Source organism: Sphingopyxis solisilvae (assembly GCF_015475875.1).
In the GTDB taxonomy this organism is placed as follows: Bacteria; Pseudomonadota; Alphaproteobacteria; order Sphingomonadales; family Sphingomonadaceae; genus Sphingopyxis; species Sphingopyxis solisilvae.
In genome coordinates this window covers 1-26,355 of the sequence record NZ_JADKYM010000033.1, presented here as the reverse complement: position 1 = coordinate 26,355, position 26,355 = coordinate 1, and the positions used below count along the sequence as shown (strand labels likewise).

16 protein-coding genes, 1 tRNA gene and 1 pseudogene are annotated in these 26,355 nt (G+C 66.3%); 10 read left to right on the top strand and 8 right to left on the bottom strand.

The features are described from left to right. Positions 1 to 143: 143 nt before the first annotated feature. From IR187_RS15795 to gdhA, 5 genes are read right to left on the bottom strand one after another with little or no spacing between them, the layout of a single operon-like run. Complete coding sequence (locus IR187_RS15795; RefSeq protein WP_407699092.1) at positions 144 to 4,466, bottom strand: hypothetical protein; 4,323 nt, start codon at positions 4,464 to 4,466, stop codon at positions 144 to 146. 7 nt (positions 4,467 to 4,473) lie between these two features. Further along, positions 4,474 to 6,405 carry a hypothetical protein gene (locus IR187_RS15790; protein ID WP_194955535.1) on the bottom strand — a complete coding sequence of 644 codons (1,932 nt, stop codon included), beginning with the start codon at positions 6,403 to 6,405 and terminating at the stop codon, positions 4,474 to 4,476. 3 nt (positions 6,406 to 6,408) lie between these two features. Beyond that, positions 6,409 to 8,388: a heme-binding protein gene (locus IR187_RS15785; protein WP_194955534.1), complete on the bottom strand. Its 1,980-nt coding sequence runs from the start codon at positions 8,386 to 8,388 to the stop codon at positions 6,409 to 6,411. Positions 8,389 to 8,392: 4 nt separating this feature from the next. Beyond that, complete coding sequence (locus IR187_RS15780) at positions 8,393 to 9,847, bottom strand: multiheme c-type cytochrome (protein ID WP_194955533.1); 1,455 nt, start codon at positions 9,845 to 9,847, stop codon at positions 8,393 to 8,395. A gap of 36 nt (positions 9,848 to 9,883) precedes the next feature. Further along, positions 9,884 to 11,239: an NADP-specific glutamate dehydrogenase gene (gene gdhA / locus IR187_RS15775; protein WP_194955532.1), complete on the bottom strand. Its 1,356-nt coding sequence runs from the start codon at positions 11,237 to 11,239 to the stop codon at positions 9,884 to 9,886. Positions 11,240 to 11,396: 157 nt separating this feature from the next. Between gdhA and IR187_RS15770 the strand changes: the two genes are divergently transcribed. After that, positions 11,397 to 12,332, top strand: a complete 936-nt coding sequence (locus tag IR187_RS15770; RefSeq protein ID WP_194955531.1) for a tetratricopeptide repeat protein — start codon at positions 11,397 to 11,399, stop codon at positions 12,330 to 12,332. A 39-nt stretch (positions 12,333 to 12,371) separates the two neighbouring features. Here IR187_RS15770 and putA read toward each other — a convergent pair whose 3' ends face one another. After that, positions 12,372 to 15,467: a bifunctional proline dehydrogenase/L-glutamate gamma-semialdehyde dehydrogenase PutA gene (gene putA / locus IR187_RS15765; protein WP_194955530.1), complete on the bottom strand. Its 3,096-nt coding sequence runs from the start codon at positions 15,465 to 15,467 to the stop codon at positions 12,372 to 12,374. Between the two features lie 98 nt (positions 15,468 to 15,565). Here putA and IR187_RS15760 point away from each other — a divergent pair, with 98 nt between their 5' ends. The 3 genes from IR187_RS15760 (at position 15,566) to IR187_RS15750 (ending at position 16,998) form a co-directional block, all read left to right on the top strand. Next, positions 15,566 to 16,036 carry an Lrp/AsnC family transcriptional regulator gene (locus tag IR187_RS15760; RefSeq protein WP_194955529.1) on the top strand — a complete coding sequence of 157 codons (471 nt, stop codon included), beginning with the start codon at positions 15,566 to 15,568 and terminating at the stop codon, positions 16,034 to 16,036. A 48-nt stretch (positions 16,037 to 16,084) separates the two neighbouring features. Beyond that, positions 16,085 to 16,158: transfer RNA gene (locus IR187_RS15755), tRNA-Gly, on the top strand. 183 nt (positions 16,159 to 16,341) lie between these two features. Continuing rightward, entirely contained in the window at positions 16,342 to 16,998 is a 657-nt protein-coding gene (locus IR187_RS15750; protein WP_194955528.1) for a response regulator transcription factor, read from the top strand. 192 nt (positions 16,999 to 17,190) lie between these two features. Here IR187_RS15750 and IR187_RS15745 read toward each other — a convergent pair whose 3' ends face one another. Both IR187_RS15745 and IR187_RS15740 read right to left on the bottom strand, forming a co-directional pair. Next, positions 17,191 to 18,237 (bottom strand): ACP S-malonyltransferase, encoded by a 1,047-nt coding sequence (locus IR187_RS15745; RefSeq protein ID WP_194955527.1) that lies wholly within the window; start codon positions 18,235 to 18,237, stop codon positions 17,191 to 17,193. Continuing rightward, positions 18,234 to 20,435 carry a thiamine pyrophosphate-dependent enzyme gene (locus tag IR187_RS15740; protein WP_194955526.1) on the bottom strand — a complete coding sequence of 734 codons (2,202 nt, stop codon included), beginning with the start codon at positions 20,433 to 20,435 and terminating at the stop codon, positions 18,234 to 18,236. The genes IR187_RS15745 and IR187_RS15740 overlap by 4 nt, the downstream gene beginning before the upstream one ends. A 166-nt stretch (positions 20,436 to 20,601) precedes the next feature. On the opposite strand from IR187_RS15740, the gene IR187_RS15735 reads away from it, so the two are divergent. From IR187_RS15735 to IR187_RS15710, 6 genes and pseudogenes are all read left to right on the top strand, one after another. After that, positions 20,602 to 21,300 carry a DUF4129 domain-containing protein gene (locus IR187_RS15735; RefSeq protein ID WP_194955525.1) on the top strand — a complete coding sequence of 233 codons (699 nt, stop codon included), beginning with the start codon at positions 20,602 to 20,604 and terminating at the stop codon, positions 21,298 to 21,300. Then, positions 21,297 to 22,532 carry a DUF4350 domain-containing protein gene (locus IR187_RS15730; protein ID WP_194955524.1) on the top strand — a complete coding sequence of 412 codons (1,236 nt, stop codon included), beginning with the start codon at positions 21,297 to 21,299 and terminating at the stop codon, positions 22,530 to 22,532. The genes IR187_RS15735 and IR187_RS15730 overlap by 4 nt, the downstream gene beginning before the upstream one ends. Further along, positions 22,522 to 23,487, top strand: coding sequence for an AAA family ATPase (locus IR187_RS15725; protein ID WP_194955523.1), 966 nt, complete (start codon positions 22,522 to 22,524; stop codon positions 23,485 to 23,487). The genes IR187_RS15730 and IR187_RS15725 overlap by 11 nt, the downstream gene beginning before the upstream one ends. Positions 23,488 to 23,613: 126 nt before the next feature. Further along, positions 23,614 to 24,930 carry a DUF58 domain-containing protein gene (locus IR187_RS15720; protein WP_194955522.1) on the top strand — a complete coding sequence of 439 codons (1,317 nt, stop codon included), beginning with the start codon at positions 23,614 to 23,616 and terminating at the stop codon, positions 24,928 to 24,930. Beyond that, a complete protein-coding gene (locus IR187_RS15715) occupies positions 24,930 to 25,964 on the top strand; it encodes a stage II sporulation protein M (protein ID WP_407699093.1) in 1,035 nt (344 codons plus the stop codon). Before IR187_RS15720 ends, IR187_RS15715 begins: the two co-directional genes overlap by 1 nt. Continuing rightward, positions 25,961 to 26,355: pseudogene (locus IR187_RS15710) on the top strand (hypothetical protein); the annotation flags it as partial. The gene IR187_RS15715 and the pseudogene IR187_RS15710, both read left to right, overlap by 4 nt.

Below are 26,355 nucleotides of genomic sequence, written 5' to 3'. Positions count from 1 at the left end.
CCAGGCGTGGGACAAGGAAACGCCGGGCATGTTCGACGCGCTGGTCCAGATGGAGGAGGCCACGACGCTGCCCACCCCCGACCCCTCCCGCTTGCGGGAGGGGAGAAGAAACGTCCGCAATCGGTCGTTACCTGCCCTGGTCGTCAGTTCGGATAGGCTAACGGCGGCCGCCACACGCTTTGATCGACCTCGTCGCGGACCTTGTAGACCAGTCCCTTGCTGTTCAGGAACAGCTTCTCCATCTCGGGCCGGGTGAACGGCCGCGAGCCAAGGCGCCCGAACACCGCCATCTGGCCGCCGGTCTCGTCGACCCCCCGGTCGCGGTCGAGCCCCTTCGACAGCGCGAGCGCCGGTGACGGGGTTTTCGCCCAGGCGATCAGTTCGGGGGTCGGCTTGGGCGAGAAACCGTAAAGACCGGGATTGTCGGGGCTGGTCAGCTGGATCACCTTGATCCCCCCGCGCCCGTCGGCGACGTAACCGAACAGCGACGCGTTGGTCGATGCGACGATCACGTCCTCGGCATCGGTCATGGTGCCGCCAAAGGTCAGGCCGGGCCAGACGATTGGCGCCGCGGGGCGCGTGACATCGACGATGACCAGCCCGTCTGCCTTCGCCGCGACATACATATAGGTGCGCGCGAGATAGATTTTGCGCGCGTTGGCGAGCCGGACCGTTCCCTCGGGCACGGAGGTCGGCCGCGCCAGATTGGTGACGTCGAACAGCTTCACTCCGTCGGCATCGGTGACCCAGAGGTAACGGAACTGCACCGCGCTGGCGCGCGCGTCGGTCAGCGGCAGCTGAGCGGTGACCTTCGGCGCGAGCGGGGTCGAGAGGTCGAGCACGATCAGCCCGGCGTCGGTGGTGATATAGGCGATGCTGCCCGCCAGCGTGACGTGCCGCGCGCCCGCGAGCACATTGCCCTCGTTCCAGGTCAGCGCGCGTTTCAGCTTGTTGTTGCGGAACTCGCCGTCGGCCAGCGTATCGACATCGACCAGTACCAGCCCCTCGACGCTGTCGGTGATGACCGCGTAGCGATAGATTTCGTGCATCACCTGTTCGTGGTTTTCGGGGAAGTCGCGCACGATCGCCTCGTTGCGGCTGACGCTGATCGGCTGGGTGGTCGCCAGCGCCATGCAGGTCGCATTCTTCGTCTTCACATGCGTGTTGTGCCCGAGCGCCGAGAAGGGGGCGCGGACGATGCGTTCGGAGAAACCTTTATTGCCGATCGACGCGATGTCATAGACGCGGAAGCCACCGCGACCTTCGGCGACGAACATATATTCGCCGCGCTGTTGCAGGCAGTTCACGCGACCGCTGGTCCCCTGGACGATATTGGCGAATTCTTCGAGGGCGCGCGTCTCGCCCGAACCCTTTTTGTCGAAGGTCTTGCCGCGCACCCAGTTTTTCAGTTCCTTCCCGTTCTGATCGACGTGCAGCTTCCAATAATCGGGGTAGCTATATTTGTGCAGATAACTGCCGATCACCGCCTGCGGTTCGTCCCATTCGGTGACGCGCGTCGCCTGGAAGCTGTTCTCCTGCCCCGACCAGACATTGAGACCGACGAAGTTGACGAAGTTGGTACCGAGCAGCATCAGCTGCGACATGATCGCATTGTTGTCGTCATTCGCCGCGACGTGGCAGTCGCTGCATTGCTTGGTTTCCTGGCGGCGCACCGTGTGCGGGAAATGCGGGGCGAAGGCCTGGCTCGAATAGCCCGCCGACGAAATCGGCGGCTGCTGGATATAGATGCGCTCGCGGTTGATGTTCGTCGACGACAGGATCAACGCCGAGGTCGAGCGGACCGGGGTGATGATGCCGCGTACTTCGCCGTTCGGACCGGGCTCGCCGGGTTTGGTCAGCTGGTGACGGCCGAGCTGGAACATTTCGTCGCGCGCCACCTGCGGGTTGTAGGTCGCGAAATTGCGCGTCTCCTCACCCTCGAAATGGTGCATTTTGGTCTTCCAGTTCGCCTCGATCGGCAAATGGCACCCGCCGCAGCTCGTCGTCCACGACAGGTGACAGGTGAAACAGGTCAGCTTGTCGTCGCCGTGGGCGCGGTCTTCCTTCGCGACCCCCGGACCCCATTCATATTTGCCGTCCTCGCTACCCGCGCGCGCCATCAGCTTGGCGCGCGCCGCTTTGGCGTTGAAATGCGGCCCCTCGGTCACCGACTGCTTGACCAGGCTGACCTGCCATTCGAGCTTGGGATCGACGATCGACCGCTGGATCAGGCCGATAACCTCGGCATCGTCATTATACTGGAACTCGAAGCGGCGGCGCCCGTCGGGGTTACGCAGCAGCGCGAGATTATTGCCCTGCGGCCGTGCCGCGACGTTCGAGGTGAGCAGGTTCGGGAAGGCGTCGGCGGTGCCGTGGCAATCCTTGCAGCTGATCTCGACCGCGTTGGCAACCTCGCCCTGGATATAGCCGTTGCCGTGGCTGTCCTGCGCGAAGTGGCAGTCGGCGCACTGCATCCCCTTTTCGGCATGAATGTCCATCAAATGGACCGACTTGCCGGGGTTGATGCCCGGCGCGACGAACTTGCCCTCGACCCCCGGTTTGCCGGGGTCGGCACTCGACAGGCAGAGGTCGCGTTGCTTGGGGTCGGTGTAATGGCTACAGCTTTTGCGCCATTTTTCCGGATCCTTCGGATCGATGATGTTCGCGGTGTCGGTGCCATAGGTCGACATATTGCCGTCGGCGTTCAGCAGATTGCCGTTCCGGTCGCGCTTGAAAATGCCGCGGAAGTTCCAGCCATGGCCGTGATAGTCGGCGAACTGCGTGTCCTTGTTCGTATCGTTGACGTCATAGACGTCGCGCAGGAATTCGACATCGGCCCACAGCCCCCGCGTCGCCGCCCCTTCGGGATTGCGTTCGAGCACCGCATGCGCCTCGGCGGCGGTCGGGTAACGCTGTTGCTTGTATTTCTTCTGATAGTCTTCGTCGCTCATCCCCGGCGGGCGCGGCGCGCTATTGTCGGGGCCGGGCCACAGCTGCGGCGCGTCCGATTCATAATCCCACATCGTGTAGCCGAGGTACGAGTTCAGGAAGATGTTCGGCTGGTGCATGTGGCACGTCATGCACTGCGACGTCGGGATCGCGCGGGTGAAGGCGTGGCTGATCGGATGCCCCGATTCGCGGCGCGGCCGGGGTTCGCGCTGCGGCGCGCCGGGCGCCGCGGCGGCGGGGTCGATCAAGCCGCCATGGCCGGTGCCGCCGATAAAGCCGTCGTCGGGGGCCATATGCGACGCGTCCGCATGACCGCCGCCCGCGGATTTCTTGCCGCCGCCATAGCCGCCCTCGGTCCATAATTTCTCGCGGATCGTCGGATCGACCGTATCGGTCTCGCCGTCACGGCCATATTTGGCGTAGGTCAGGCTGTGGCGCGGCTCGCGGTCGTTGGCATAGACGACGTGGCAGCCCGAGCAGCCCGAATGGCGATAATCGCCCGGCTGGTCGTTGGTCCCCATGAACCACATGAGCGGATCGTTGAGGCGCGTCTTGTGGATGTTGAGCACGGGGATCGCGACGCGCAGCCCGGTGCCGGGGCCGCGGTTCGACTGTTTGAGGTCGGGGCGCCCCGGTTCCTCGAGCCGCTGTATCTGGCCTGTCGGGTTGGGCAGTCCGATCTCGGGGAATTGCGTGTTGATGTTGCGCCCGCCGCGTTCAAAAACGCGGAACACGTCGCCCGGCGGGATGACGCTCCAGCGCGGCAGCGGATACATTTTGGCGAGCGCGCCGCGCTTTTTCTCTTCGTCGGTCAGAATCTTGTCGAAGCCGAAGCTCGGCTTGCACGCCTCGGCATATTCTTCCTTGGTCAGCCGCGACGAGGGGGAGAGGATGCACGCGGGCTTGCCGTCGCGCGTATAAGCCTCGCCGAACACGTAATTTTTATACGGAACGATGCCGTTGTTATACGCCGCGCCGCCCCACAGCATCGCCGAGGTCGACATCAGCGAGCGTTCGGTCGCCTCGATCACCTCGAGGTGGCAGGCGCCGCACGCCTCGCGCGCGACGCGGTAATCGCTGGGGTTCACGAAGCGGATGAATTCGGGCGATTCCTTGTTGAGCAGAGTATAGCTGCGCACCGGGTTCGCCGAGCTATCGTGCCAGGCACCGGGCAGGGTCGGCTGCGGGTGCGCGAGCGCCATCACCGCCTTGTTCGTCGGGTGTTTGTAACCGAGTGAGGGGGTACCGACCTGGCTCGCATCGCCGCCGTGGCAGTCGGTGCAGCCGAGCCGCACCGCGGGGGTCGCGTGCATCGACGGCTGATCGGTGCGGGTGTGGCAGCTGTAGCAACCCTCCGACTTGGCGGCGACATCGGCCTCGCTCTGCTCGCGCGGCGCGGGCGGGGTGAAGCGATAGGTGATCTTGAGCGGTTTCTCTTCCTCGGCCGCGCGCGTCACGCTGGCGCCGAAGGCGGCGCACATCGCGATAAAGGCCAACAGGGCAAAGAGTTTGCGCATCAGCATCTCAAAAACTCAAAATCACATTGGCGAGGATCGACACATAGGCGTCGTTTTGTTTCTTGTTGTCGAACAGGTCCTTGAAGCCCTTGCCGGGCAACAGAACCGCGCCGCTCAGCCGCCCGACGATGTTCTGCGTCGCCTTTGGCCGCCAGATCGCGGCGACCGACAGGTCGAACCCGATATCCTTGGGGATCGAGCCCTCCATGCGCAGCGCCTGCAACGATGCGGTATTTTCGAACCACAGATGATTGGCGTTGGCGCTGACGCGAAATTCGGGGGTCAGGTCGAAATCGGCGCCGACCCCGACAAACACCGTGCCGGGATTGTTGAAGTTCGACTGCCCCTCTTCCTTCGACGAACGCAGCGAATTGAGGATCCCGTTACGGCCGTTGACCGAAATGACGCGCCCGCCGCCCGCAAAGGGAATCGTCTGGCGGATCCAGTAGCTGGTGTCGGCGCCGCCGAAGATCGGGTTCTCGAAGATCGCGTCGAAGCCGCCCTCGGTCTTGTTATAGGGGTCGCCGTCGCCGGTGGCGTAAAGGCCCGAGAGGCGGAAGCGCATCCAGTCATGGTCGTAACTGAGCTCGACCGCGCCAAAACCTGCCCGAATCTGCGCCGGTTTGCTGGTGAAGAAACTGTTCCGGTCCTCGCCCAGCGCCGCATAGAAGCTCGCGGTCAGGTTGATCCGCCCGATCCGTCCGTCGGCGCTATAGCCCAGATAAACGACATCATATTCGCGCCCGCGCAGGTCGCCGAGCAGCGCCGGACGCACGGGAAAGCCGTTGTGGTCGATCTGCACGTCGTTCTTTTCGCGGTTCATATTATAGGTCACGCTGACCTGGCTGGTCAGCCCGACGACCGGGAAATCCTGACGATACAGGTTGGCGGTCAGCACGAAATCGTCGCGCGGGGTCTGGGTGATGTCGTTCAGGCCCGAATTCGTGTCCTTTTCGAGCCGCCAGAAGGCCGCGAAATTATACTGGAAGCGGTTGTTGTCGCGGTTGCCGAAGAAGCGCAGCCCGAGCTGGCTGTCGTTGAACAGAAAGCCGCGAAAATCGCTCTGGAACGGCTGGATGCCGAGGCGCACCGAGTAAAAATCATAGCGATCCGACGTGTTGCCGAGATGCTTGTCGACGAACAATTCCTGCACCCCCAGGAACGCGTCATAACGATGGCTTGCCTTCGACGGGCGCACGTCGAGCACGCGCCGTTCGGGGACATCGACATAGTTGGCCTGATAGGCGAGGGTGATGCGATATTCGATGTCGGGCGGCTTGAACGCGGTCGACCCCTTGATCAGCGCCGCACCGACGATGAAGGTCTGGGCAAAGACAAAGCTGCGATCCTTGCCGAACACGTCGAGGCTGCCCGGCCGTTCGGTGGTCTGGACCCCGACCGGGATCGGGAAGGTGCGCGGTTCGAACACGGTGTCGGACACCGCATTGGCGACAATGAACCAGTCGTCGCCCTTGATCGGCAGCCACGGCACCTTGCTCCGGTCGATCGCGCGGTCGCCCTTGTAGGTATTCTGGTGGTAGGGATCGAACCAGCGTTCCTTGACCACCCCCAGGCTCTCGATCAGGCGCCAGCGGTCGGGAACCGGCAACTGGTCCTCCATCCCCGGAAACGCCTGCGGCGGCGGCGGGCGCAGCGCGCCCACATTGTCCTGCGTGAGCGCATCGGGCAGGTCGGGGCGATAGCCGGGGCGGCGGCGGCCTTCGATGATCTGCGTCACCAGATCATCCTTGATCATGTCCTGCCAGCCAACCGGCGGCGGTGGCGGGATCAGTTCGTCGCCCGGCTGTTCGGCGGCTGCGGCGCCACCGGCAACCGGCGGATCGTCGGGCGCTGGCGGCGGCGGCGTCACCTCGCCGCCCGGCGCGCCCTGCGCCGCGAGCGTCGCGATGATCGGCCACAGGCTGCCCCCCGCCATCATCGCCTATAGCCCGTCGCAGACATTTTGCTGCGCCGTGTCGAGGAAGGGCGCGAACGGGCAGCTGATATAGCGCAGCCGGACGGTGCGGTTGTCGGCCAAAGTCACGACGACCCGGTCCGAGCGGATGGCGCCCGGTGCATTGCCGATCCCGCCGGCGCGCGCACCGCCGTTATGCGCGCCTAGGAAGCTGATCATGTCGTCCTGATCAATGCCGTCGCCCGACACGCCGATCGCCCCGACCAACTGGTTCCCGCGATAGATGGGGACCGATCCGGGGAAAATCTGGATGCCGTTCTGTAGCCGGTTCTGTCCCGGCGCGATATCGGGCAGGGTCGTGCAGCGTTGCGGCGTGTCGGTCGGACTGGCGCCCGACACAAACCCCAGATGGGCGCCGAGATTACCAATGATCAGCGCCGATTGCAGCCCGGTCGAGAAAGGATTGAACTGCGCGATCGGACGCGACAGCGGCCCCGGCGGGCGCCCGACCTCGCCGTCGGGGAAATAGGGGCGCGCCAGGTTGCCGATCGCACGGTCGGCATAGGCGACATTGCCAGACAGCGCCGCCGGGTCGTTCAGGAAGCTGCGCGTCGCGGGGACGAACTGGCGGATGTCGGCGCTGGCGTTGGCGCCGAGCTCGGTTGCGGCCTGCGCGCTCGAGAAGTACGCGGCGGTGCGCGCCTTTTGCAGGCTGACATCGGTGCCGAAGATCGGCGCGTCGGGCGAGCGGACGATGCCGAGTACCGAACCATGGGTATCGACGATGCTGATCGTCACCTGCGCGCGGCTGTCGAGCGGGCGGCGGATTTGGGCGCGGGCGCGGCTCATCACCGTGAAAGCTTCCTCCAGCACCGCGCGCGCTTCGGCCAGCGACAGCGGCGACGGGTTGCTTGCGCCGTCGGTTCCGGCGCGCAGCGGATAGCGGTTGGCGCCGTTGCCGTCGGTGAGCACAAAGGCGTCACGATTGGAAAATTCGGCGGCGGTCGCGGCGCGGATGCCCGACGCTTCGCTGCCATAGGCCACCCCTGCGATGATCGCGGCATTGGCATAGCCGATGACCGCGACAAGGCTGCCCGCGGCGCCGTTGAGGCTGGCGAAACTTGCGCTGCCGCTGGTCTGCACCCCGGCAAAGGTCGCGTCGGAAAAGCGCAGCGACGTGCCGTCGACGGTGATCTTGTCGGCGGTGATCGTCGACGGCGCCTCGAACCCGCGTGTCCCCGCGAGCGCGATAAACTCTTCGGCGTCATTGTCGATGTCGAGGATATTGGGATCGCTGCCATAGACGCCGTCGCCCATCACCCCGACGCCGCCGACCAGCACGCCATTCTTGTAGAGCGGCAACCCGCCCGGATCGGCGGCGAGGCCGAGCGGCGAGCGTTTCGGGCCGATCAGCGCCGCACTGCCCGCCGCGCCGAATCGCGCCGACAGGTCGCTGCACGGCAGCTGGCTGAACTGCACCCCGAACAGCGGCCCGCTTTCCAGCCCGACGGTCGTCGGCGCGGGCGGGAAATGCTGCTGGACGATCTGGCTGGCGGTGCGCGTCGAAAAGGCGTTGCCGCCGCTCGAGAGGTACGCGCCGGTCACCGCCTTGGCGATCGCGCCGCCCTCGGCCGGGAAAGTCACATTCTGCGCGTCGATGCTGACGCCGTTTGGCGCCGCCGAGGTCGTCGCGGTGGCGCGCGCGCCGGTCATGCGGAACACGCCGAGCACATTGCCGACGCGGTCGGTCACCGCGATCACCGACGGCAGATTTCGCGCCTGCGCTTCGGCGATCGCTTGCGCAAGTACCCGTTCGACATCGGCGACGGTCAGCGCTTCGGCGGCGGGCGGGGTGTAGAGGCCGCCGGTCGGGGTCGGCGTCGGTGCGGGCGCCGGGCTGGGGGTCGGCGTACTGCCGCCGCCCCCGCCACCGCCGCACGATGTCAGCAGCAGCGCCCCCACCGCGGCAAAGGCCGCCGAGCGGAAGAGATGGCTCTGGCCCTGCATGACCTTACCGCAGCGCCCGGATCGCGCGTACCGCGCTGCCGAAAGAGGCCTGGAATTCGGCGGGCTTATAGGCATTGGGGTCTTTCACCGCGGCATAGGCGCGGTCGATGTCGCTGCGGATGCCCGCCGCGGCGCCGACCGTCACGCGGCCCGAGGAAACCAGCGCGTTGAGCAGGGTGTCGACCCCCATCACCGCCTGCTGCGATCCCGAAAAATCGGTGAAACGGTCGCCGATCGCCTTGGCCGAGATCGCCTCGACCATCGCAAAGGCGTCGGCGCCGGAAAAGCTGCGCGCGGCAAACGCGCTTTTGAGCGCTGCTACCGTCTGCGATAATTGCGCCGCCGCCGCGACCGCGCTCGCGCGGTCGGTCGCCATCGCCTTGTGGAACGCCGCGGTGCGCGCCGCGAGCTGGTCGGCGAGCGCGGGCGACGCCATGCGGGCGGCGGCGGCGAGCATGATCAGATTTTCGTCATTATAGGGCGGCATCCCCTCGGGGATCTGGCGCCCCGGATTGTCGATGCCGGTGCGCACCGGCTTCGCCTGGTCGAAGATACGGCGGTGGCAGCTGTGGCAATCGAGGAAATAAAATTCGGGGAACATTCCCTCGGTCCCGCGGCGCGACTGGAACAATGTCAGGCTGCGCTCGATCGCGGTCGCCTGCCCCACCGCCCACATCTGGACATGGTCGGTGCGCCCATTGGCGGCGCCGAACTTGCGCCAGCCATAATCGGCGTCCTCCTGATGATGCGCCTGCATCGAGGAAAACAGGTCGAGTTCGAACGCGATCCGCGGATGCCCCGCCGCCATGATGCGGTGGGTGACGAACTGCCCGTCGCTCGCCGACCCGAAATGGCAATCGACGCAAACCCCCGCGCGGACCACCGGATCCTCGAGCTTCTTGAGACCCGCCGACAGGTTGGCGAGATGTTTCTGCCGCATTTCGGCGTCGGGATTGGCGTTGGTGCCGACCCCGGCATAATGGCTCGCCAGCCAGCCGCCCGCCGGGCCGTGACACGATTCGCAGCCAACCCCGTCTTCGAGCGGCACGGTGCCGCGCACCGCGCCCTTTGCGGCGACCGCCCCCGCCGTCGCATGACAGCCGATGCACATCTGCGCCGTCGCGGGATCGCCGATCCCCAGATTGCGCGCGATGAACCGGCTGCGGCTGTTGTTCAGTACCGCCCAGGCGCGGCTGTGCGCGCCGCCGGGGGTCGAGGGTTCCTGCCATTTCATCAGCTCGTCCTGGCGGACGACGGTGCCGTCGCCCTCCATCCGACCGTGACAGGTCGATCCGGCGCACGACGCGACGCCGGTGTAGCGCGCGCCGACGTCGCCTTGCGACCGGGCCGGCGGAGCGAGCACGAACGCCGCGATCGCCAGCGCCAGCAGCATCGCCGCGAACGCCGATATGGCCGCCCACGGTCGCTCGCCGCGCCCTGAACCCGCGTCGGTGGTCATGCCCGAACCCCCTTTACCCTGCCGGCTATTCTGCCTTCAAACGACGCCAAATGCCAGCATCGCGTCGGCTACCTTCTTGAAACCGGCGATATTTGCGCCCTTCACATAGTCGATATAGCCGCCGCCGCGGTCGCCGTACGTCAGGCAGCTTTTGTGGATGCCGTCCATGATATCCTTCAGCATCTGCTGCAACTCGGCCTCGCTCCAGCTGCGCCGCCCGCTGTTCTGGCTCATTTCCAGGCCCGACACCGCTACCCCGCCGGCGTTGGCGGCCTTGCCCGGCGCGAACATGATCTTTGCATCCTTGAACACATGCACGCCGTCGAGGTTGGTCGGCATGTTCGCGCCTTCCGAAACCGCGATACAGCCATTGGCGACCAGCGTCCTGGCATCCTCGCCGAGCAATTCGTTCTGCGTCGCGCACGGCAAGGCGACATCGCATTTAACGCCCCACGGGGTCTTGCCCGCGGTGAAGCTCGCGTTCTTAAACTCGTCGCAATATTCCTCGATCCGGCCGCGGCGATGCGTCTTGTGCGCCTTCACCCAGTCGATCTTTTCCTGATCGATGCCGTCGGGATCATGGATGAACCCACCCGAATCGGACAGCGTCAGCACCTTGCCGCCCAGCTGGACGATCTTTTCGGCCGCGTGGGTCGCGACATTGCCCGAACCCGAAATCACCGCGGTCTTGCCGGTGAGGTCCTGACCCTTGGCGGCAAGCATGTTGGCGAGGAAATAGACCGCACCATAGCCGGTTGCCTCGGTACGGATCAGCGAGCCGCCCCATTCCAGCCCCTTGCCGGTGAGTACGCCGGTAAATTCGTTGGTGATCCGCTTGTACTGGCCGAACATGAAGCCGATTTCGCGCCCGCCGACCCCGATGTCGCCCGCCGGAACATCGACGTCGGCGCCGATGTGGCGATAGAGTTCGGTCATGAAGCTCTGACAAAAGCGCATGATCTCGCGCACGCTCTTGCCCTTGGGGTTGAAGTTCGACCCGCCCTTGCCGCCGCCCATCGGCAGCCCGGTCAGCGCATTTTTGAACGTCTGTTCGAACGCCAGGAATTTGAGCACCGATTCGGTGACCGACGGGTGGAAACGGATGCCGCCCTTGTACGGCCCGATGGCATTGTTGTTCTGGACGCGCCAGCCGCGCTGGACGCGGACATTGCCATTGTCATCTTCCCAGCAGACACGGAATGACACCACCCGGTCGGGTTCGGCGATCCGCCGCAAAATCTGTTGCGCGTGATATTCTTCCTTGTCGGCGATGAAATCGAAGATGTCCTCGGACACCTCCTGCACCGCCTGGACGAACTCGGGTTGCCCCGGGTTGCGCCGTTTGACGCCTTCCATGAATGTCGAAAAATCGACATGATCCGATACTGCCATGCACCCCTCCCCAAAAAACCGGGAAAGCCGGTGCGACCCCTGACGATTTTATCGTTGACCGACCTTGTAGGGGAAAGGCTACACCATCGCGGGGCAAAGGCAATATGGCAGCGCCGCGGCGACCGATATTTTTCGGGTCCGGCCAAAAGGGGTGGAAATGAACGAAACCAAGGGCGTCACGCGCGGCATGAGCGCCACCAATCGCGCGATCCTGGTCGCGGCTTTTGTCCTGCTCGCGGCGGCCGTCGGCTACGCTATCTGGCGCGATTCGGCGCCCCCGGCCGCCGATAGCGCGGCAGCATTGGCCGCGCCGACCGACCAGCTGGCGGCGCTGGAGGCGCGAACCCGCAGCGAGCCGAACAGCGCCGAAGCCTGGTCGGCGCTCGGCGCCGCACGCTTCGACACCGGCGATTTCGGCGGCGCGGCCGCGGCGTTTGAAAAGGCGACGGCGCTGGCGCCCGACTCGGCCGGCCTGTGGTCGGCGCTGGGCGAGGCGCGGGTGATGGGCAGCGACAGCGACCCGATGCCCGCTGCGGCGCTGACCGCATTTGAAAAGGCGATCGCGCTCAACCCCAGGGATCCGCGCGCGCGCTATTTCCTTGCGGTAAAGAAGGACATTGCCAAGGATCACCGCGGCGCGATCGAGGACTGGTTCGCGCTGCTCGCGGACACGCCGCAGGGCGCGCCGTGGGAGGTCGACCTGCGCCGGACGATCGAGCAGGTCGGCGCCATCCGCCAGATCGACGTCGCCGACCGGCTCGCGCGCACGCAGGCGCGCCCGCTCACCGCCGACGAAATGCCCGTCGCGGCGCGCGGCATTCCGGGGCCGAGCCGCGCCGACATGGAAGCCGCGTCGCAGCTACCCAAGGGCCAGCAGGATCAGATGATCCAGGGCATGGTCGACGGGCTGGAGGCGAAGCTGAAAGCCGATCCCGCCGACGTCGATCGCTGGATCATGCTGATGCGCAGCCGGATGACGCTGGGCGAAACCGCGAAAGCGGCGCAGGCACTGAAGGACGGGATTGCGGCGAATCCGGCGGCAGCGGGGCGCTTGAAGGCGCAGGCGCAGTTGCTGGGCGTGCCGGGGGCGTAACCCCACGTCACCCCCGCGCAGGCGGGGGCGACGTATGGTTCACCCCGCCATCAGCGCCGCATTGCCGCCCGCCGCGGTGATGTCGGTGCTGATCGTCTTTTCCTCGGCAAAGCGGTGCAGATAATGCGGGCCGCCCGCCTTGGGTCCGGTTCCCGACAGGCCGCGGCCGCCGAAGGGTTGCGACCCAACGATCGCGCCGATCTGGTTGCGGTTGACATAAACATTGCCGACCTGCGCGCGCGCCGCAATATGCGCCGCGACCCCGTCGATGCGCGTGTGGACGCCCAAAGTAAGGCCGTAACCCGACGCGTTGATCGCGTCGATCAGCGCGTCGAGCTCGCCGCCCTTCCACGTCGCGACGTGCAGCACCGGGCCGAAAATCTCGCGCTTCAGGTCGGTGACATGGTTGAGGCGGATCACGACGGGCGGCACGAAATGGCCGCCCGCGGGCAGGTTCGTCCGCGCTGCCTCGGCAATCACGCGTCCCGCGGCGCGCGCTTCGGCGACATAGGCGGCGATGTTCGCCCGCGCCTCGTCGTCGATGATCGGGCCGACGTCGGTCTCCAGCAGCGCCGGATCGCCGACGTTGAGCTCGGCCATCGCGCCCGCGACCATCGCGATCATCGTATCGGCGACATCTTCCTGCACGCAAAGCAGCCGCAGCGCCGAACAGCGCTGCCCCGCCGACTGGAACGCACTGGCAACCGCGTCGCGCGCGACCTGTTCGGGCAGCGCGGTCGAATCGACGATCATCGCGTTGGCGCCGCCGGTTTCGGCGATCAGCGTCGCGATCGGCCCGTCGCGCATCGCCAGCCCGCGGTTGATCGCGCGCGCGACCGCGGTCGATCCGGTAAAAGCGACGCCGATGATGTCGGGGTGGCCGGTCAGCGCCGCCCCCACCGTCTCGCCGCGACCGGGGAGGTAATGCAGCACATCGCCAGGGATCCCCGCCTCAAGCAGCAGCTCGACCGCGGCGTGCGCGATCAACGGCGTCTGTTCGGCGGGCTTGGCGAGCACGCTGTTCCCCGCGGCGAGCGCCGCCGCGACCTGCCCAAGGAAGATTGCGAGCGGGAAGTTCCACGGGCTGATGCACACGAACACGCCCTTGCCCTCGAGCATCAGCTCGTTACGCTCGCCGGTCGGGCCGGGCAGCGCCACGGGATAGGTGAAATCGGCGCGCGCTTGCCCCGCATAATAGTGCAGGAAATCGACCGCCTCGCGCACCTCGGCAATCGCGTCGACCAGCGTTTTGCCCGCTTCGTCGATCGCAAGGCCCAGGAAGAGCGCGTCATTTTCTTCGAGCAGGTCGGCGGCGCGTTCGAGCCGTTCGGCGCGGAAATCACCTCCGGCTAGGCTCCAATTGCCCTGCGCGGCGCGCGCTGCGGCGACAGCATCGGCAACAGTGGCCGCTTCGGCCTCGATTACCTGACCAACGACCGCGCCTGTCGCGGGGTTGCGCACCGGATCGGCCGCACCCGTCCGCGCCACGCCGCCGACCATCGGCGCCGCGACCCGGTCACTGCGCCGCGCTGCGCGGATTGCGGCGACCAATGCTTCGGGGACGCCGGGTTCGCCCAGATCATAGCCGCGCGAATTGCGCCGCGCCGGATCGAACAGGCCGAGGCCGGTCGCAATGTTCGGCGCCGCCGCGCTCGCGACGCTGCGCGGGTCGACCGCGAGCTGTTCGGCGCTGACATCGGGATCCGAAAACTGATGAACAAAGCTGGAGTTGGCGCCATTTTCGAGCAGGCGGCGGACAAGATAGGCGAGCAGGTCGCGGTGCGTCCCAACCGGCGCATAAACGCGCACCGGGCGCGGCGGCGGGAACAGCGCGACGAGCGCGTCATGCGCGCCTTCGCCCATGCCGTGAAGCCGTTGCAGTTCGTAATCAGCTCCCGCGAACAGTTCGGTGACGAACGCCAGCGTCATCGCATTGTGGCTCGCGAACGCCGGGTAGATGTAATCTTGCGCGTTCCGCAGCAGCTGGGCGCAACGCATATAATTGAGGTCGGTGTGCAGCTTCGCGGTGAACACCGGAAAATCGCTTAAGCCCAGCGTCTGCGCGCGCTTGATCTCGGTATCCCAATAGGCGCCCTTGACCAGCCGCATCGACAGCTTGACCCCGCGCGCGCGGGCGCGCTCGGCCAGCCATTCGATCACCGCGGGCGCGCGTTTCTGATACGCCTGGATCACGATGCCCAGCCCGGTCCAGCCGTCGGCGATCCCCGCGTCGACCAGCGCCGCGAATACGTCCATATGCGGTTCGAGCCGGTCGCTTTCCTCGGCGTCGATCATCAGCGGGATGTTCACCGCGCGCGCCGCCTTGGCGAGTTCGATCACCCGCGGCACCAGTTCACCGATCACCCGCGACCGCTGGAGATATTCGTAGCGCGGGTGGAGCGCCGACAGCTTGATCGAGATGCCATGGTTGGCGTGCGGGTCGCCGGGCTTCGCATCGCGGCCGATGCGCGTGATCGCGTCGGCATAGCTGTCATAATAGCGCGCCGCATCCTCGGCGGTGCGCGCCGCTTCGCCGAGCATGTCGAAGCTGGCAAGCTCCGACTTCTCCTTGTCGGCGCGCTTGACTGCGGCGTCGATCGTCTCGCCCATCACGAACTGCTGGCCGAGCAGCTTCATTGCCGCGAGCGCCGCCTGACGGATCACCGGCTCGCCCGAGCGGCGCACCATCGATTTGAGCAGGCTCAGCGGGTTCGCCTTGCTACCCATCGCATCGAGCATCAAGGTCGCCGACCCCAGCGACAACCCGTGTGCCGACAAGGCAACGATCAGCGGGCTGTCCTCGTCGTCGCCTTCCTTCCAGTGGCGCCCGGCGATCTTGTCGCGGATCAGCGCATTGGCGGTCGCGCTGTCGGGGACACGCAGCAGCGCCTCGGCAAGGCACATCAGCACAACGCCTTCCTCGGTCGACAGGCGGTAGCGGTTCATCAGCTGCGCGACGAGCGTCTCGCGGTCGCCCTCGGCCTTTGCCTTGCGGATCAGGTCCAGCCCGCGGCGGGTCACCGCGTCGACGCTGGCGGGAGACGCGGCAAGCGCCGCGCGCAGGTCGGCGACGATATCGGCTTCGCTGCGGCGGGCGAGGGCACGGATGGCGGCGCGGTCGTTGGTCTGGGTCATACGCGCAGCATATCGCAGGATCGCACGACGATCTGACCGATTATGCGTCTGTAGATTTATATTTTGACCTATTTTCGGATCAGTTTTAGTCGAATATGATGAAAGATATGCCCTTTGCAGTCGATCTGGACGATTTCGATCGAAAAATCCTGGCGATTCTGCGCCGTGACGGCCGCATCACCTTTACCGATCTCGCGCAGCAGGTCGGCCTGTCCAAGACGCCGTGCCAACAGCGCGTCCGCCGCCTCGTCGAAAAGGGCGTGATCACGGGCTTCGCCGCCATCGTCGATCCGGCGAAGGTCGGCCTCGACCATGTCGCCTTTGCCGAGGTCAAGCTGTCCGACACGCGCGAAGCGGCGCTGAAGCAATTCAACGCGGCGGTGCGCGCGATCCCCGAGGTCGAGGAATGCCATATGATCGCGAGCAGCTTCGATTATCTGCTCAAGGTCCGCACCGTCGACATCCGCCGCTATCGCATCGTGCTCGGCGAAAAAATCTCCAGCCTGCCGCACGTCGCCAGCACCTCGACCTTCGTCGCGATGGAAACGATCAGCGAAACCGCGCGCTGAACGCGATATTGACCGCCGCGCGCGCCTGTGCCAATCGCGCAGCCCCGGGCGGGTGTAGCTCAATGGTAGAGCAGAAGCTTCCCAAGCTTACGACGAGGGTTCGATTCCCTTCACCCGCTCCACTTCCTGCCATAGAACTCCGTCAGAGCGCCGCGCGCTTTACTATACGGGGGAATGGGGCGCCCGTAACGGGACGGCGAAACAGCCGCCGCGATGCGCGATGTCAGCCCGGCACGCACCATTTTGGTGCCAGTGTCGACAGGCAATTGCTGGCTGCGCCAGGCGCCAGATTGCACCAGAGCCGAGTGAGCGAAGCCGGCGGCCATATCCATCTTGTCCTGCCCGACCCGATCGAGCGCGCTGCCTGTTTTCGGGCGCTGACATCGCGCAACCGCATCGTGCGCAGCTTTGCGAACGCCGACGACTGGCTGGCCGCGGTGGCGGACGACGATCGTGGCAGCATGATCCTGCTCCGCCAATGGCGACAGCCGGGACGCACGAACGCTGCCGAGCTGTTGGCGCATGCGGCGAAACGCGAGCATGTTTGCATCCTGGTCGCGGCCGACACGCTGGAAGTTGGCGAAGCCGCGACAATATTGCGCAGCGGTGCATGCGACCTGCTGCCGGCCCCGCTCGACCCGCGACGGGTTCGCGCCCGGGTCGACGCCGCGCTGGACGCGTGGCGGCGGCAATGCTTCGTGTTCGACCAGCGCCGCGAGGCTGAGGTGCGGCTGGCGGCGCTGACCCCGCGCGAGCGCAGCATATTGGGCGCGATCGCGGCGGGGCTGGGCAACAAGGCGATCGCGCGGCAGCTGGATCTGAGCCCGCGCACGGTCGAGGTTCACCGCGCCAAGCTGATGCGCCGCGCCGGGGCAGGCAATGTTGCAGAGCTGCTGCGTTGGCAGTTCATCGCCGAACAAGCGCGCGGCGCGACGGCCAATCCGGTCCATTTCGGTGCATGATCGCCGGTGCGCGCGGCCAAGGTTATGCGCGCGCGCCTATAAGGATCATGAACGGCGCACCGCTCTTGCGTTGGTCCCCAGGGGCGCTGCCGTTCACCCGTGCGGGGTCAACCCCACCTGATCGCGCGCGACCGGCAGGGCCGGCAGGGGAGGTTCCTTTCCCTGTCGGCCCTAATCGTTTCCGGTGACGCCTCAGCCGGTGACCAGCGCGCGCTGTTCGGCGCGGCCCATCGACAGCAGGATCGGATCCGACGCCTGCCGCGCCATGAAGTCGGCCTTGCCCGCGATGCCCTGCCAGCCGATGGCGATCAGCGATTGCGCGATCGCACCGCCCAGTGTGTCGCCGGGACCGGGCAGGATGATGGCGTCGGGGGCAAATTCCTTGACCGCAACCTGCACCGACAGCGCGAAGTCGTAGGGCGCGAGGATCTGATGACCGAAGGTGTAATCCCACATGATTCCCGGGTCGCTGGACAGGGGGCGCCAGATGTGGCCGCGACCATCGACCATCGGCAGTGTCGGCGCGCCGAACAGCGTGGGCGGCAGCTCGGCCCTTGCCTTGTCCGAACTGCCGAACATCAAGGACGTGTGGAACGGGCCATGGCCCGCGAGGCGCAGCGGGTCGCGCCCGGGCGTCGGCGGCGCTTCGGCGAGCAGTGCGGCGAGGCCCGCTTCGTCGCCCGCGAAAACGAGCATCCCGGCGAGATCGATCGACAGCGCCAGATCGTGATCGGCGCGCGCGTCGATGGCGGCGACCAAGGCGAGCAGCGTTTCGCGTAGGCCCGGCACCGGGCGCCAGTCCTCGTCGACGACCTGCAGCAAAATCTGGCCGCCGGGACCGTGGGTCTGGCTGTTGAGGCCCATCGCGTTCGAGATGCGGAATCCATCCGCGACCGACACCGCCCCGCCGAGCGCGAGCGCGCTGTACCAGCCCATCGAATTGCCCGCGACCGCGACGACGTCGTATTTTTCGCGGTCGATGCTGAGGTAATCGAGCGCGGTCGCGGTATAGATCAGCGGCGCTGCGACGTCGCCGCGCATGTGCGTCGCGACGCTGAAGCGATCGGCGCCGTCGAGTTCGCTCACCGTCGGCTGGCCGCGGTCGCGGCGCTGGCCATCGAAATTTGCGATCAGATCGGCAAAGCGCGCGCCGTGCAGCCGCGCGATGCTGCCGAGTTCGCCCTTGCCATAGGTGCCGCGGCCGGGCGCGACGACGAGCGCGGTTTTGCGCGCGGTCATGCCAACAGCTCCTTCGCCGCGGCGACGATGCTGTCGCGGCTGGGTAGAGTCAGCGTTGCGGCTTTGCCCAAGGGAATGAAGCTGTCGTCGGCGGCAATGCGGGCGAGCTTCTTGTCCGGCGTGCGCTCGACAAAGGTCGCCATCAGTGCCTCGCTCTGCGAGCCGGTGATGCGGCATTCGTCGACGATCAGGATGCGCTTTGCATCGCCGACCGCGGCGACGAGCTTGTCTTCGTCGACCGGGCCGAGCCAGCGCAAGTCGATCACGCGCGCGTTGACGCCGTCGGCGGCAAGCAGCTTTTCGGCCTGCCGCGACAGATAATAGCCATTGCCATATGTGACGATCGCCAGGTCGGTGCCGTCCCCGTGAACGCCCACGTCGCCGAAACCGATCGGCGACCCTTCGCCGGGCGCCTCGTAGACGCTCGTCCACAGGCCGTCGCCCTCTTCGTGGAGGTCGCGGGTCATATAGAGCGCGATCGGTTCGACGAACACGACGACGCGCTGTTCTTCGCGCGCCAACCGCACGCATTCGCGTAGCATCGCCACCGCGTCGCGGCCGTTCGACGGCACCGCGAGGATGACGCCGGGAATGTCGCGGAACACCGCCAAGCTGTTGTCGTTGTGGAAATGTCCGCCGAAACCCTTCTGGTACCCCAGCCCCGCGATGCGGATGACCATCGGGTTGGTATATTGGCCGTTCGAGAAGAAGCTGAGCGTCGCTGCCTCGCCGCGGATCTGGTCCTCGGCATTGTGGACATAGGCGAGGAACTGGATTTCGGGCATCGGCACGAAACCGTTGTGTGCCATGCCGATCGCGAGCCCCAGGATCGCCTGTTCGTCGAGCAAAGTGTTGATCACGCGGGCCGACCCGAAGCGCTGATGCAGCTTCGCGGTGACGTTATAGACCCCGCCCTTCGGCCCGACATCCTCCCCCATCACCGCGATTTCGGGATAGGCAAGCATCAGGTCGGCAAGCGCCCAGCTGAGCAGCCGCGCCATATGTTGCGGCTTGTCCATCGCACCCGCGTCGCTGCCGAACATCGCGCGGCGATCCTCGTCCGACGGGGTGTTGGTGCGGGTTAGCTCGCGTTTCGGCGGCACGATGCTCTGCATCACATGCGCCGGGGTGGTGATCTTGGGGCGCTGGATCGCGGCCTCGGCCTGCCGCGCCAGCGTGGCGCCAATGTCTTCATAGGCGTCGGCAATCTCGACGGGGCTCATCCAGCCCTGCTCGGCCATCAGCGCCGCACCTTTCAGCAACGGGTCGCGCGCCTCGTCGGCTTCGATCAGCGCCTTGGGCAGATAGGCGCCCTGTACGTCCGACCCGGCGTGGCCATAGAGCCGCACCGTCGCCATATGGAGGAATATGGGCTTGCGATAGCGTCGGGCATAGTCGGCGGCCTGGCATGCCCCGGCATAGGCCGCGGCCAGGTCGGTGCCGTCGCACTGGATATAATGCAGCCCGGCGCGGTGGCGGAACTGCGCCTCGATCCAGCCGGTCGGCGTGCGCGTCGAAATGCCGATGCCATTGTCTTCGCAGAGGAAAATCAGCGGCATCGGCGAACCCTGGAACGCCGCCCAGCCCGCGGTGTTGAACGCGCCCTGCGCAGTCGAGTGGTTCGCCGACGCGTCGCCGAAGCTGGTCAGCACGATCGCATCGTCGGGCAGCGGCAGGTCCTTCATCCCCAGACGGCGCGCGATGCCGATCGAAAAGGCGGCGCCGACCGCTTTCGGCAGGTGCGACGCGATCGTCGATGTCTGCGGCGGGATATTGAGCGGTTTCGATCCGATCACCTTGTGCCGCCCGCCCGAAATCGGGTCTTCGCTCGACGCGGCAAAGCTCAGCAGCATGTCCCAGGTCGGCGTCTGCCCCGGCACCTGCCGCGCGCGGTGCAGCTGGAACGCGTTCGAGCGATAATGCAGGAACGCCATGTCGGTGACGCGCAGCGCCGCGGCGACCGCGGCATTGCCCTCGTGCCCCGACGAACCGATCGTGTAATAGCCCTCACCGCGCGCCTGCAACGTGCGCGACAGCCGGTCCATCTGGCGGCTGGTCAGCTGCGACAGGAAAATATCGGTGGCGTCGGCGCGCGACAGGCCGATCGCGGCGGGGTCCGGCGCATCGGTGCGATCGGGCAACGCGCGCCCCGCCAGCGCCGCGAGGAATTTTTGATGTACCGCCTGCGCCGCGTCCACTTGTCTCTCCTGTTGCGCGGCCGCGCGGTTACCATCGTAACGATCGGGCCGGTTTGCCGCGCGCTATAAAGGGGGCAGTCTGGCGCGCAAGCATCTCTTGCCTTGCCGCGCCCGCTCGCGCTACCACCATGGCGATGCACGATCGCGGCGGGGCCATCTTTTCAGCATGATATCCTTATGGATCGCGCAAGCATCGACCGTCGCCGGGTCGCAGGAGCAGGGCTGGCTGCTTGATCCCGAGCTCGTCGACCATGGCTACACGCAAACAGTGGCAGGCGGCGAGATCCAGACGGCTTTCCCCCCGCCGCCCCCGCCGCCCCCGCCGACCCCCGAATGGTTGAAATCGCTGTTCGACATGATCGCCAGCTTTTTCCAGTGGAGCGCCCCCGCCGCCAAGCCTTTGTTGTGGATCGGCGCCGCGCTGTTCGCGCTGTTCCTGCTCTATCATTTTGTCCCCGCCTTTGCGCGCTGGGTCGACAATCTGCCGTTCCGGCGCAAGTCGGGCGACGACGATGCCGCGGACGATGTCGGGCTGGCCGAAGCCGGCGCGGCCCGCGCGCTACTGAGCGAGGCCGATGCGCTGGCCGCCGAGGGCCGCTTTGCCGAGGCGGTCCATCTGCTGCTCTATCGCAGCGTCGAGGATATCGACGGCCGCCGTCCGGGGCTGGTCAAGCCTGCCATGACTTCGCGCGATCTGGCCGAGGCACGCGATCTGCCCGGCGTCGCCCGCGACGCGTTCAGCCGCATTGCGCGCGCGGTCGAGATCAGCCTGTTCGGCGGGCGGTCGATCGACGCGAGCGCGTGGGAGCAATGTCGCAGCGCTTATGCCGAGCTGACGGTGCCCAAGAATTGGGCGCGGGCATGAGCGCCGGGGCGGCGAGCGACGGTGGGTTCAACCCGCGGCTGATCGCGGGGGTCGTGGTGATCGGGGTGATCGCGTTCGTCGCGCTGTGGGCGCTGATCGCGCTCGGGCCGCAGCTCAGCAGCGGCAATGATGGCGGCGGCCATGCGCTTTCGAAAGCGGCGCCGGGCTATGCCGGGATCGTCGATCTGCTCGAACGCAGCAACGCCGACGTCGACTTGAGGCGCCGGGTCGAAACGACGCAAGATGACGATTATACGCAGCTCACCATCCTGACCCCAACGGCGCGCACCCGTCCCGAGGAGATGAAGGAACTTCTCGTCGCCCAGGGCGATGCGCCAGTCTTGGTCGTGCTTCCCAAATGGCAGGCGATGGCCATTCCCGGCCAGACACCAAAGCCCGGCTGGGTCAGCGGCGGTATGGCCGTTCTGCCCCCGGCGCGGCTGCTGCCCGAGGAAGTTTTCGGCAAGGTCCGCGTCGGCCGCGCCAAATCGGCCAATGAAAACGCGCGCGGCTGGGTGGGCGGGCGGGAAATACGTCTGATTGACCCTGGCCAGCTTCACATGATCACGGGCGATGGCCTCGATCCGTTGATTGTCGCGGCCGATGGCAGTGTCATATTGGCGCGTGCGCGCGATCGTGATCGCTATATTCTCGCCGACCCCGACCTCATCAATAACCTCGCCTTTTCCACCCGCGAAAAGGCGGTGACCGCGGCGAGGCTGATCGATGCCATCGCCGAGGACGCCGCCGCCGACGGGATTGCCTTCGACCTGACACTGAATGGCTTCGGCAGCCAACGCTCGCTGTTGCGCTTTGCCTTTGTGCCGCCGTTCATCGGCATCACTTTGTGCCTGATCGCCGCCGGATTGCTCGCGCTGTGGCAGGCGTGGATGCGCTTCGGCCCGGCGCTGAAACCGGCGCGCGCGATTGCGGTGTCGAAGGCGGCGCTGATCGCCAACAGCGCCGACCTGATCAAACAGGCGCGGCGCGAGCTCGACGGCGCCGAAGCCTATGTGCGCAGCCAGCGCAGCGCGATAGCGCGGCGGCTGCACGCGCCCGGCGGCCTCGACGACGCCGAAACGGACGCGTGGATCGACCGGCATCTGCCGAGCGGCAGCGACCTTTTCTCTGCGATCGCGCGGCGCCTGCCGTTCGCCCGCAACACCCACGAATTCCTTGCAGACGCACAGGCGCTGCACGACATCAGGAAGGATCTATTGCGTGACAGCTAATCCCATCGAGAGCGTTCAGGCGCTCGGCGCCGCGATCGAGGGCGAGGTCGCCAAGGTCGTGTTCGGTCAGACCGAGCTGACGCGGATGGTGACGATCGCGCTGCTCGCGGGCGGCCATGTGCTGCTTGAAGGGCCGCCGGGCACCGCCAAGACGCTGCTGGCACAGGCGTTCGCGCGCGCCACCGGGCTGGGTTTCGGGCGCATCCAGTTCACCCCCGACCTGATGCCCGGCGACATTCTGGGATCGAACCTGTTCAACTTCCAGACCTCGAGCTTCACCCTGACCAAGGGACCGATCTTTACCGAGCTGCTGCTCGCCGACGAAATCAACCGCACCCCTCCGAAGACGCAGGCGGCGCTGCTCGAGGCGATGCAGGAGCGGCGGGTGACGATCAACGGCGAGGCGCATGTGATGAGCCCGCGTTTCACCGTGCTGGCGACGCAGAATCCGATCGAACAGCAGGGCGTCTATCCGCTCCCCGAGGCGCAGCTCGACCGCTTCCTGTTCAAGCTGGTCGTCGATTATCCCGCCGCCGACGAGGAGCGGCGCATCGTTGCTGAGCATGGCGGGCGTTTCAAAAGCCCTGCGGTCGGGGATTTCGGGGTGACCGAGGTTGCGAACGCGGCGACGATCGCGGCAGTGATCGACACGATCGCCACGGTGCGATTGGCCGACGAGATCGTCGATTATATCGTCCGCCTGGTCCGCGCGACGCGCGAAAGCGCCGATCTGGAATGCGGGGCCAGCCCGCGCGCCGCGACGCTGCTCGCGCGCGCCGCCTGCGCCGCGGCGGCGCTCGACGGGCGCGACTATGTGATCCCCGACGATGTCCAGCGCCTCGCCGCCGGGGTGCTGCGCCACCGCGTCATCCTGTCGGCGGCGGCGGAAATCGAAGGGCGCAGCGTCGAACAGGTCGTTGCGGCGCTGCTCGACCGAGAGGAAGTGCCGCGGTGATCGGAGTCCAATCTTTTAATCATCACCGCGTCATTGCGAGCGCAGCGAAGCAATCCAGGGCGTGGCAAGCCGCTCTGGATTGCTTCGCTGCGCTCGCAATGACGAGAAAATATGTGGCAGGCTGAGATGATCTACCCGACCCGCCGCGCGATCTATCTGCTGCTGCTCGGCGCCCCGATGGCGCTCGCGCTCGGGCTGGTGCGGCCCGAGCTGTGGCTGGTCGCGCCCGGCTGGATCGGGGTGATCGTCGCGTGCCTGATCCTTGATACGATCGCGGGTGCCAGTCCGCGCCACCTCAGCCTCGATGCGCGTTTTCCGCATCAGGTCGGGGTGGGCGATCCGTTCGACCTGGTGCTTACCGCGACCGGACCCGCGGTGCCGCCGCGCGCCGAATTGGCGGTCGCGCTCGACGAGCGCTTTGTCGAGGGCGGGCGGCTGGCGGGCGATATGCGCCGGGCGAACGGGAGCGAAGCCCTTTCCCGCAACCTGCCGCTCGCCGCATCGCGGCGCGGGCAAGCGGCGATCGAGGCGCTGTGGATCCGCTGGGCGGGACCGCTCGGGCTGGTCTGGAAACAGCGCAAATTTGCCATCGACGGCACGATCAGCGTCGTTCCCAGCCTGCGCGCGGTGACCGACGAGGGCAGCCGGCTGTTCCAGCGCAACAGCTGGTTCGGGCTGCGCCAGCAGCGCCTGCGCGGTGAAGGCACCGAGTTTGAAGCACTCGCCGAATATCAGCCGGGGATGGACCGCCGCGCGATCGACTGGAACGCGTCGGCACGCCACGTCAAACTGCTGGCCAAGGAATATCGCGTCGAGCGCGACAACCGCGTGGTCCTCGCCATCGACAGCGGACGGACGATGGCCGAGCCCGTCGGCGGCATGCCGCGCGTCGACCGCGCGGTGTCGGCGGCGCTGCTGCTCGCCTATGTCGGGCTGAAACTCAACGACCGGATCAGCCTGTTTTCGTTCGCCGCAAAACCGCACACGCTGACCCCCGCCTATATGCACACGCAGGATTTCCCGGCGTTGCAGCGCGCAGCCAGCCTGATCGACTATGCGCATGTCGAAAGCAATTTCACCCTCGCGCTGACGACGCTCGGCGCGCAGCTCAACCGCCGCTCACTGATCATCCTGTTCACCGAATTCACCGACGCGACGAGCGCCGACCTGATGATCCGCGCCGCGGGACGGCTGGTGAAGAAGCACCGGTTGCTGTTCGTCGTCATCCGCGACGAAGAGGTCGAGGGCGAGGAGCGCCGCCGTCCCGAAACCGGCGCCGATGTCACGCGGTCGAACGTCGCCGCGGCGATGCTGCGCGACCGGCAGCTGGTGATCGCGCGGCTCCAGCGCCTCGGCGCCGACGTGATCGAAGTACCCGCCGACGCGATGGGTGCCAGCGCGGTCGAGGCCTATCTGGGCATCAAGCGGGCGGGGACGCTGTGATTCCATCGCCCGCCCCCGCCCGCGCGCCCGATGCCCCGAGTTTTTCGACCGGCCGCTTTCGCGCCGAACGCGAAGCCGACTGGATCGCGTTTGACCTGTTGCTCACCAAGCTGGAGAAAAAGGGCGCCAAGGCGCTGACCAGCGACGAGTTGCTGCAACTGCCTTTGCTCTACCGCGCCACCCTGTCGTCGCTGTCGATCGCGCGCGCGACGAGCCTCGACAAGGCGTTGCTCGATCATCTCGAGGCGCTTTCGATCCGCGGCTATTTCCTCGTCTATGGCGTGCGCGAGACGCGCTGGAGCCGCATCCGCCGCTTTTTCCTTTACGACTGGCCCGCCGCGGTGCGGTCGGTGTGGAAAGAGACGATCATCATTTCGCTGATCATCCTGCTCGGGGCGATCACCAGCTATTCGCTCGTCGCGAGCAACCCCGAATGGTATTATAATTTTGTCGGCGAAGACATGGCGGGCGGGCGTGACCCGCGCGCCACTGCCGAATATCTGCAATCGACGCTGGGGCATGGCAAGGCGGCGAGCGAGAGCGAAAGCGGGCTGCACGTGTTTGCGACCTATCTCTTCACCCACAACAGTCGCGTGTCGATCCTCTCCTTCGCGCTGGGCTTTGCCTTCGGCGTACCGACGATGATGCTCGAATATTATCAGGGCATCGGGCTGGGCGCGATGATGGCGGTGTTTGCGGGCAAGGGGCTGGGTTTCGACTTCGGCGGCTGGCTGTTCATCCATGGCACGACCGAACTGTTCGCCGCGGCGCTGTCGGGCGCCGCCGGGCTGCGCATCGGCGCCGCGGTCGTCTTCCCCGGCGCGCGCAGCCGGTTGCAGGCGGCATCGCAGGCCGGGAGAACCGCGGGCAAGGTGATGATCGGGGTCATATTGATGCTGTTCATGGCTGGGCTGCTCGAAGGCTTCGGGCGCCAGCTGATCACCGACACGATGCTGCGCTACGGCATCGGTACGTTGATGCTGCTGTTCTGGCTTGCCTATTATTACCTTCCGCGGCGCGAGGATGTCACATGAGCGCCACCGCCGCACAGGCCAATGCGAAGTCGCGCGCAGCACGCGCAAAAAAGGTCCGCCAGTTCGTCACCCCCGAAGGGGTCGACCTCGAGCTCAAGATCGCGAGTTCGGGGCTGCGGTTCGGCGCGCTGCTGGTCGACCTGATCCTGATCGTCCTGGCACTGTTCCTGTTCTCGCTGGTCATGCTGTGGATCGGCTTTGCGTCGCAATCGGACATCACCATCGTCGTGTGGATGCTCGGCGCCTTCCTGCTGCGCACCTTCTGGTTCATCGGCTTCGAGCTGGGATCGCGCGCCGCTGATGCGATCCTGCGGGATGCCGGTGCGCGACAGCGCATATTCGGCGGCAAAGAAGGGGGTCGCGAAATCATACCAACCCTGTGCGACGAGCA

What these genes read in the sequence shown, in the direction of transcription:
- IR187_RS15795 (WP_407699092.1), bottom strand. Translation starts at nt 4,466, where the DNA reads ATGCGCAAACTCTTTGCCCTGTTGGCCTTTATCGCGATGTGCGCCGCC.
- IR187_RS15745 (WP_194955527.1), bottom strand. Translation starts at nt 18,237, where the DNA reads ATGACCGCGCGCAAAACCGCGCTCGTCGTCGCGCCCGGCCGCGGCACC.
- IR187_RS15760 (WP_194955529.1), top strand. Translation starts at nt 15,566, where the DNA reads ATGAAAGATATGCCCTTTGCAGTCGATCTGGACGATTTCGATCGAAAA.
- IR187_RS15720 (WP_194955522.1), top strand. Translation starts at nt 23,614, where the DNA reads ATGATCTACCCGACCCGCCGCGCGATCTATCTGCTGCTGCTCGGCGCC.
- IR187_RS15770 (WP_194955531.1), top strand. Translation starts at nt 11,397, where the DNA reads ATGAACGAAACCAAGGGCGTCACGCGCGGCATGAGCGCCACCAATCGC.
- gdhA (WP_194955532.1), bottom strand. Translation starts at nt 11,239, where the DNA reads ATGGCAGTATCGGATCATGTCGATTTTTCGACATTCATGGAAGGCGTC.
- IR187_RS15780 (WP_194955533.1), bottom strand. Translation starts at nt 9,847, where the DNA reads ATGACCACCGACGCGGGTTCAGGGCGCGGCGAGCGACCGTGGGCGGCC.
- IR187_RS15790 (WP_194955535.1), bottom strand. Translation starts at nt 6,405, where the DNA reads ATGATGGCGGGGGGCAGCCTGTGGCCGATCATCGCGACGCTCGCGGCG.
- IR187_RS15735 (WP_194955525.1), top strand. Translation starts at nt 20,602, where the DNA reads ATGATATCCTTATGGATCGCGCAAGCATCGACCGTCGCCGGGTCGCAG.
- IR187_RS15785 (WP_194955534.1), bottom strand. Translation starts at nt 8,388, where the DNA reads ATGCAGGGCCAGAGCCATCTCTTCCGCTCGGCGGCCTTTGCCGCGGTG.
- putA (WP_194955530.1), bottom strand. Translation starts at nt 15,467, where the DNA reads ATGACCCAGACCAACGACCGCGCCGCCATCCGTGCCCTCGCCCGCCGC.
- IR187_RS15730 (WP_194955524.1), top strand. Translation starts at nt 21,297, where the DNA reads ATGAGCGCCGGGGCGGCGAGCGACGGTGGGTTCAACCCGCGGCTGATC.